This is a genomic window from Nostoc sp. UIC 10890, assembly GCF_054786515.1.
In genome coordinates this window covers 1-7,398 of record NZ_JBSGKF010000040.1, presented here as the reverse complement: position 1 = coordinate 7,398, position 7,398 = coordinate 1, and the positions used below count along the sequence as shown (strand labels likewise).

Below are 7,398 nucleotides of genomic sequence, written 5' to 3'. Positions count from 1 at the left end.
AGGGTTTTGTCATTTTCATGAAATACGAGCCCTAATTATTTTTTTAACAAATCGTATTTATTTTAAGATGGGATACTATTACCATAATTCGCTAAGAATTTCTGCTATTGTTTTGGTCTATAATCTGCTGACTAATGCTCCATGTCGATCTCAGATTATTCCAGATAGCACATTGCCTAACAACACAAGTATAAAGTTAGAAAATAACACTAGAATTATAGATAAAGGAACAACAGTAGGCGGTAATTTATTTCATAGTTTTAAAGAATTTTCTATCCCTACCGGAAGTACAGCTTATTTTAATAATTCAATGGATATTGAAAATATTATAGGCAGAGTCACTAGCAATTCAGCTTCTAGTATTGATGGATTAATTCGTGCTAATGGTTCAGCAAATTTATTTTTAATCAATCCTAATGGAATTGTTTTTGGTCAAAATGCCCAGTTAAATATTGGTGGTTCTTTTATTAGCAGTACAGCAAACAGTATCAAGTTTGCTGATGGCTTCCAATTCACGGGCAGAGACTCGCAAACTACACCGATACTGACTATAAGCACACCCATTGGACTGCAATTTGCGAATAACTCTGAAGCAATCCGTGTCGAAGGCATAGGACATAGCGTAATTGGTTCACGATTCTCCCCAGCAGTCGGACAAAATGCCTCTACAGGTTTACGAGTTCAGCCAACAAAGACAATAGCATTAGTTGGAGGAAATGTGATTTTAAATGGCGGCATAATAACAGCCGAAAGTGGAAGGGTCGAACTAGGTAGTGTAGGAAAGAATAGTTTAGTCAACCTAATACAAACATCCTCTGGCTGGAATTTATCCTACGAAAATACAGCTTCTTTTCAGGATATTCAACTATCAAAACGTGCTCTAGTTAATGCTAGTGGTGTTAGTAGCGGTTCTATCCAGATACAAGGACAAAAGATTACACTTACTGACGGTTCCGTAATTTTAATTCAAAATCAAGGATTATTGCCAGGAGGAACGTTACAAGTAAATGCTTCCGACTCCTTAGACATAAGTGGCACTGATCCAGTTGCTAAAATTGCCGGTAGTTTACGGAATGAAACTATAGGACTCGGCAAATCTGGAGACATAGAAATATCAACTACAAGATTAATTCTTCGGGATGGAGGGCAAATAAATTCCTTGACATTTAGTCCTGCTAACAGTGGCAATATAATTATAAATGCAACTGACTCTGTAAATTTAGTAGGAGTTTCACCTCTCAATTCCGGTGTTTTTAGTCTTATTACTGCTGGAACATTTGGTTCTGGAAATGCTGGCAACATTGTGGTATCAACGCAAAGACTTATCGCTACAGGTGGTGGTGCAATAGGATCTTCAACATTAGGAACTGGTAGAGGAGGAGACGTAACGATAAATGCAACTGACTCTGTAATGGTAGAGGGATATGCACCAATTACCTTTCAACCAAGTATTTTATCTGCTACCACTTTGAATGCTGGTAACGCAGGTAATTTAACAGTCAATACATCAAGATTAATAGTTCGAGACGGGGGTAGGATTGATTCTTCTACCTTAGCAAGTGGTGATAGTGGAAGTGTTACTATAAATGCTTCAAATTCCATAGATATAAAAGGTGTGCCTAGTTCTCAAAATCCTAGCTTAGTAATTTCATCAGCTAATATCGAGTCCCAAATCATACGGAATTTATTCGGACTTCCTCCCATTCCTTCTGGTAACTCAGGAAATATAGCTATTAATACTCCTCTTTTGAATATTACTGGTAACGCTCTGATTACTGTCCGCAATGACGGTCTTGGTAACGCCGGGAGTATTCAAGTTAACGCCAATGAAATCAATATTACCAATAACGGAGGAATCAGTGCCACCACTGCGATCGGAGAAGGAGGGGACATTGCAGTTCAGTCAAACATTCTTCAATTAAACAATGGCACTATCTCTGCAACTGCTGGACAACAAGGCACCAACGGGGACGGTGGCAACATCACCATCAACACGGATATCTTACTTGCAATAAAAAATAGCAGTATCACAGCAAATGCTTTTGAGGGAAAAGGCGGCAATATTCAGGTTAACACTCAAGCACTGTTGTTATCTCCCGATAGCACAATCATAGCCAGTTCTCAACGAGGTATTAATGGCACAGTAGAGATCAATGCTCAAGACACAAATCCAAGCCAAAGCAGATTAGAACCACAAGCGATCGCACAAACCCCAGAGATAGTGTCACTATGCCAGGGTCATTCTGGTGAAGTAGCAAGTAGCTTTGTGAATACTGGTACTGGGGGACTGCCAGCTAGTTCTGTTAAACAAGTGTATAGCAGTCCTGGCTGGCAGAGAGATTTTGTTCAAGCTAATGATAATTTGACAGTAAATGAAGAAGCCACGAAGATCGTAGAAGCTCAAGGGTGGATACGGAATTCCAAGGGAGATGTCGTCTTGACAGCAGAAGCTAATCCAATCGTCAGTCCCTACCCTTCGGTATCTGATAAAGGGTGCCATGCAGAACTTCAGTTGAATAAGAATTCCGAATAGCTGAATTCAGGAGCAAAGACAGAGACGCTCCGCCTCTGCTCAGAATCAAGACGCTCGATGACTCGCTTTCCGCGTCGCTATCAGTGAGGGATTCAGACCCATAACTGATTGAAAACCACTAAATCTTTTAAATCTTTGATTTAAGAGGGTGCAAAAACGCAGTTTATTCATCCAGCAATCAGACTTCAATTCATGCTGAATTCTGACTGAATTCTGTTTTGATAACACAAGTATCAACAACAAACAATTGGTCATTAAGATGATTCGATTTCGATATTGGTTGAAATATTTTTTGTTAGGGATGAGTGTAAGTTTGTTGATAATTTTAAGCCAACCATCTTTGATGCTGGCTCAGAGAAACAAAGAAGTACGGCAAAATCAGGCAGAGCTATTGACCCAAAAGGGTCACGAGCAATTAAATCAAGGACAAGCTTCAAATGCTTATGAAACTTGGAAGCAAGCAGCTAAACTTTACCATCAACTCCACGATTATGAAGGCGTTAGTGGCAGTTTGATCAACCAAAACCTAGCTTTACAAGCTTTAGGTTTGTACTCTCGTGCCTGCAAAACAACTTTAGAAGCTTTGAAGATGGACAAGTGGATCTGTGATTCATCCTCAAAACAACCAGATGAATTTACAGTAGAAAAACTTAGAGCAGCAATTCATCAGGTAGATCCAATACCAGTAAACTTGTTAGGATTGCATAATTTAGGAGACGCTTTGCGTTTAATTGGTAAGTTAGATGAATCTGAAATAGTTTTAAAGGAAATATTGTCGATTGCTCAGACAGTGACACCAAAACAAGACATTAGTTCTGTTTTGTTTTCATTGGCTAACACTAAAGAGTCTATGTACGAGAGAGCGCAAAATCAATACAAGTGGATAGAAGATACAGATTTCAAGAAACAAACTGTTACTCAGATTCAGCAAAATGCACTTTTATCGCTTGATTATTATCAGCAGGTAGATAACACAGCAAACACTACTAAGTCGATAAAAATAAAATCTCAGCTACGCCGCTTAAATATACTGCTAAATTTTGATAAATGGCTGACAACACAGCCGAAGTCAAGTAATACACATTTAGCTACTGTTAACGCTAATATTAATCAACAAATTAAACCTTTAATAGAGCAACTGCTGAAAAATTCTTCAATATTTTCTCAATTACCTCCTAGCGAATCTGTTTTTGCCCAGCTTAATTTTGCTGAAAGTCTGAATAAAACTTCAAATAAACAATTGCAATCATTAGCCATTCAGTATGCTGAATCCGCTTTACAAAGTGCTAAAAGCATTGATAGCCAAAGATTAGAATCGTATAGCTTAGGCTCTCTAGGCAAATTACAGCCAGAAAAATCACAAGCATATTTTGAATCTGCTCTAGGCTTGGCACAATCAATTAATGCATTGGATATTGCTTATGAATGGCAGCAGCAGTTGGGCGATGTGTACACAAAACAAGGTAAATCTGAGGCAGCTCTTCAAGCTTATAGTGCAGCTATTAAGAACCTCACTTACATTCGGGGAAACCTTTTACCCAGCAATCCAGATACACCATTCTTCTTTTATGAAAAAATAGAGCCCGTATATCGTAGTTATATGCGATTACTGCTAGAAAATCCTCACCTCAATTTAGATAAAGTCGTTCAAATCAACGAAGAACTTCAACTAGCAGAGTTGGAAAATTATCTTCAATGCAGTACACTTGACCTTGTAGCTTTAAATAATCTAAAAAATTTAACTATTATCCCTTCAGTAATTCACATTATTGATTTGGGCAACAGTATACAGGTAATTCTTCAGTCACCTGATAAATCCCTTCACTACCACTCTGTTGATTCAAAGTTAGTTAAAGTTCATGCAAATCATCTTTTACAAACTTTACACGATCGGAACTTTGCTAATACTATAAATTCCGTAATTATTGATTACTCTCAAGCACTTTACAATTCGCTAATTGCACCCATCAAAAAATATTTACCACCAGATGGAACACTAGTCTTTACTTTAGATACATCTTTCCAAAATTTACCTATGGGCTTGCTTCATGATGGAAAAGATTATTTACTGAAGCACTACAACATTGCTGAGACTTTGGGTTCTAAAGTTCGGCAACCCAAACTCTTACCTAGAAAACAATTAAGAGCTTTAATTGCTGGACTATCTAAATCTAGTCCCAGCTTCAAAGCCGCAAATGCTCCTTCATACCTGACAGAACTGCCATCTGTGGTAGAAGAAATAGCAAACGTCAAAGAGCAAACCAATTCTTCACTCTCGTTGCTCAATGAAGAGTTCACTTATAAGCGTTTTATAAAAGAATTAAGTAGAGAGACTTTTCCGATTATTCACTTAACAACTCATGCTCAATTTAATTCGGTTCCTCAACTGACAATGTTTTTTAGCTGGGACAAAGCAATCAACTTATTAGAGTTTGACAGTTTGCTCAAACAAAAAAATCAAATTAATGAAGATGCAATTGAGTTATTGGTTTTGAGTGGTTGTGAGACAGCTAAGGGAAATAAGCGCTCGGCGTTAGGAATCGCTGGGATCGCAGCCCAAGCAGGAGCAAGGAGTACTGTCGCAACTTTATGGCGCGTAGATGACAAATCTACCGCTCTGCTCATGAAAGAATTTTACAAGGAGTTGAAAGATGGTAAAACTAAAACAGAGGCACTGCGTCTTGCACAATTGAGTTTGTTATCAAATCCAGATTACTCCCACCCTTATTATTGGGCAGGTTTCCTCCTCATCGGTGGTTGGCTTTGATATTTCATCAATTTTAGCCGTGACTGTACCTGAGCTAATTCATTAGAGTTGCCACTACTTTTCGCCAACCACTCTGCCATTTTGTATTCACGAAAAGCTTCATCTAATAACCATGCATCCAAATAACGATCTCCTAGTACTCTAAACAGAGTCGGATTTTTACTACCTGCTGCCACTCTTGCTTTTAATGAATTAATTGTTTCATTTAAAAAGCCTTTTGACATATATATAATATCTAGATCGAGAAAAGCAGCTTCGTCGGCAGATAAGCCTAACTTTTTAATGACATTCACCTCCTCTAAAACCTGTTTAACATCACCTTCAGGCAATACATGAACTACTAACTTGGTAGGAGAATTAATAGGAGAGTCACCTTTATTTGCAGTTACTGTAATTGTATACGTAGCACCGTACTCCAATTCTTTTAGCTCTTTTGGATAGGACAGTATAGTATCTTTTACTTCTGTTTCCCAGTGAAATTCGTAACTAGTGACCTCTACTGTATAGCTGGTAGCATTGGCAACAGGATGCCAAGAAATTGTTGGTCGGGTATTCAAAAGTATATTTCCGTAGGGAGTAATCAGCTTTAATGAATCTTGATCCTCACCTGGGCCTTTCATCTTTGGACAGCCATCCCGATTTAGAGGTGTACATTGCCGTCGTTCTGCTTGAAACTGTGGCGGCGTACAGATGCCTGAGACACCAAAAACAGCACTCTGCTGAAATTCTAAAACCTGGCGACTCGAATAGCACACAGCCTTAACCTTACTTCCGTTAGCGGGGGTAATTTTATCTCCTAGACAAATCTCGCTTCCGACTGCTAGATAGCGATCGCCTGAGCTGATAATTCTACCAACTTCATTAATGCAGACACGCTTTGCTACTAGTTGGGGTTGAGCCAATGCGCCGCCAGAGTTTGATAGAAGCATTATTGATGCAATTGTTAGCAATGGAACTCTAGAGACTTTTTTCCCTACTTCGTTGGTTGAGTCCGGTGTGGCTAGATTGGGCATTGAAAATATTGTCTGGTTATCTTTAAGTTAGTAGCATAACGGGATTAGGGAACAAAAAAAAGCCTATGGTGAAGATCCCGGCACAATATCTCCCAATAACCGCTTTAATACTTGCTTCCTCCATTTCTGAACCTCTAACTGGTTAGACTCAGCAACCAAGCAGACTTCCCAGGATATCCTTGCATGATTAATTTCCCCCAAGGCTTCATGTACTTGTGCTAGCAGGCAGTAAGCATCTGTTCTTTTAGAGTCCAAGTCTGTCGCTTTTTCTAAATATTGCTTCGCCTCGCTATACTTCTTTTGCCCTAATTTCGCCCAGCCTAAATTCTTGTATAAAGTAGCTTGACTTTCGGGGTCTTTAGTTTTTTGTAACCCATCTAAAGCTAAAGAAACTGCTGTATTATAATCACCAGTTATATTCTTTAGTCTGGATAAATTATTAATTGCAGCTACAGCTTGGCTATTATTTTTTATAGCTAAGTTATATTGCTCTTCCGCTAATGTATATTCCGTCCTTTCATCATAAAAACTTCCCAGCGTATAATGCCCTAACCATGACTTAGGATTTAATCTAAAAAGTGCCTCATAGCTACTTTTAATACAGTTATCATCTGACATTTCTTGACATATTAAAGCCAAGTTAGTATATGCATCTTCATATTTAGGGTTAAGCTTAATAGTTAACTCATAGTATTTTCGAGAAGCTTCAAGAGTATTTCCACGCCGATCTGCCTGCTCAAAGTAAAACTGGGAGATTGAAGAAGTTAGATTAGAATTATATTTAATTGCTTGGTTAAAATAATTTTGAGCATCTGCAAACCGATTTTCTTGTTGAGCTTTTTTTCCTTGATCTAAATAATAATTAGCTATAAAAGGAAGTGATGCATAAAACAAGCCAAACAAACTTAAAGCCCCCACAACACTCGCACAAATTTGAAATGACTTCGATGTTATTACACGGTGAAGCTTTGATTGAAGTGGTAATCGTTCTAATCTCTGAATTATTACTTGAGTACTTTGTGGCCGTTGGCCTGGAAAAGGAGCCATCAAATCATCTATCAAATCAGCAATATTTTTATCTATAT

General features: G+C 38.2%; 4 protein-coding genes. 2 read left to right on the top strand and 2 right to left on the bottom strand.

Annotation, left to right across the window (positions count from 1 at the left end):
* Nucleotides 1-67: 67 nt before the first annotated feature.
* Complete coding sequence (locus ACWATR_RS38125) at nucleotides 68-2,533, top strand: two-partner secretion domain-containing protein (protein WP_460345001.1); 2,466 nt, start codon at nucleotides 68-70, stop codon at nucleotides 2,531-2,533.
* A gap of 259 nt (nucleotides 2,534-2,792) precedes the next feature.
* Nucleotides 2,793-5,300, top strand: a complete 2,508-nt coding sequence (locus ACWATR_RS38120) for a CHAT domain-containing protein (protein WP_460344998.1) — start codon at nucleotides 2,793-2,795, stop codon at nucleotides 5,298-5,300.
* On the opposite strand, the gene ACWATR_RS38115 is transcribed toward ACWATR_RS38120, so the two are convergent.
* Nucleotides 5,261-6,229 carry a fibronectin type III domain-containing protein gene (locus tag ACWATR_RS38115; protein WP_460344995.1) on the bottom strand — a complete coding sequence of 323 codons (969 nt, stop codon included), beginning with the start codon at nucleotides 6,227-6,229 and terminating at the stop codon, nucleotides 5,261-5,263. The genes ACWATR_RS38120 and ACWATR_RS38115 overlap by 40 nt on opposite strands.
* A 147-nt stretch (nucleotides 6,230-6,376) precedes the next feature.
* On the bottom strand, nucleotides 6,377-7,398 hold a 1,022-nt coding region (locus ACWATR_RS38110), incomplete at its 5' end, for a tetratricopeptide repeat protein (protein ID WP_460344992.1).

What these genes read in the sequence shown, in the direction of transcription:
- ACWATR_RS38125 (WP_460345001.1), top strand. Translation starts at nt 68, where the DNA reads ATGGGATACTATTACCATAATTCGCTAAGAATTTCTGCTATTGTTTTG.
- ACWATR_RS38120 (WP_460344998.1), top strand. Translation starts at nt 2,793, where the DNA reads ATGATTCGATTTCGATATTGGTTGAAATATTTTTTGTTAGGGATGAGT.
- ACWATR_RS38115 (WP_460344995.1), bottom strand. Translation starts at nt 6,229, where the DNA reads ATGCTTCTATCAAACTCTGGCGGCGCATTGGCTCAACCCCAACTAGTA.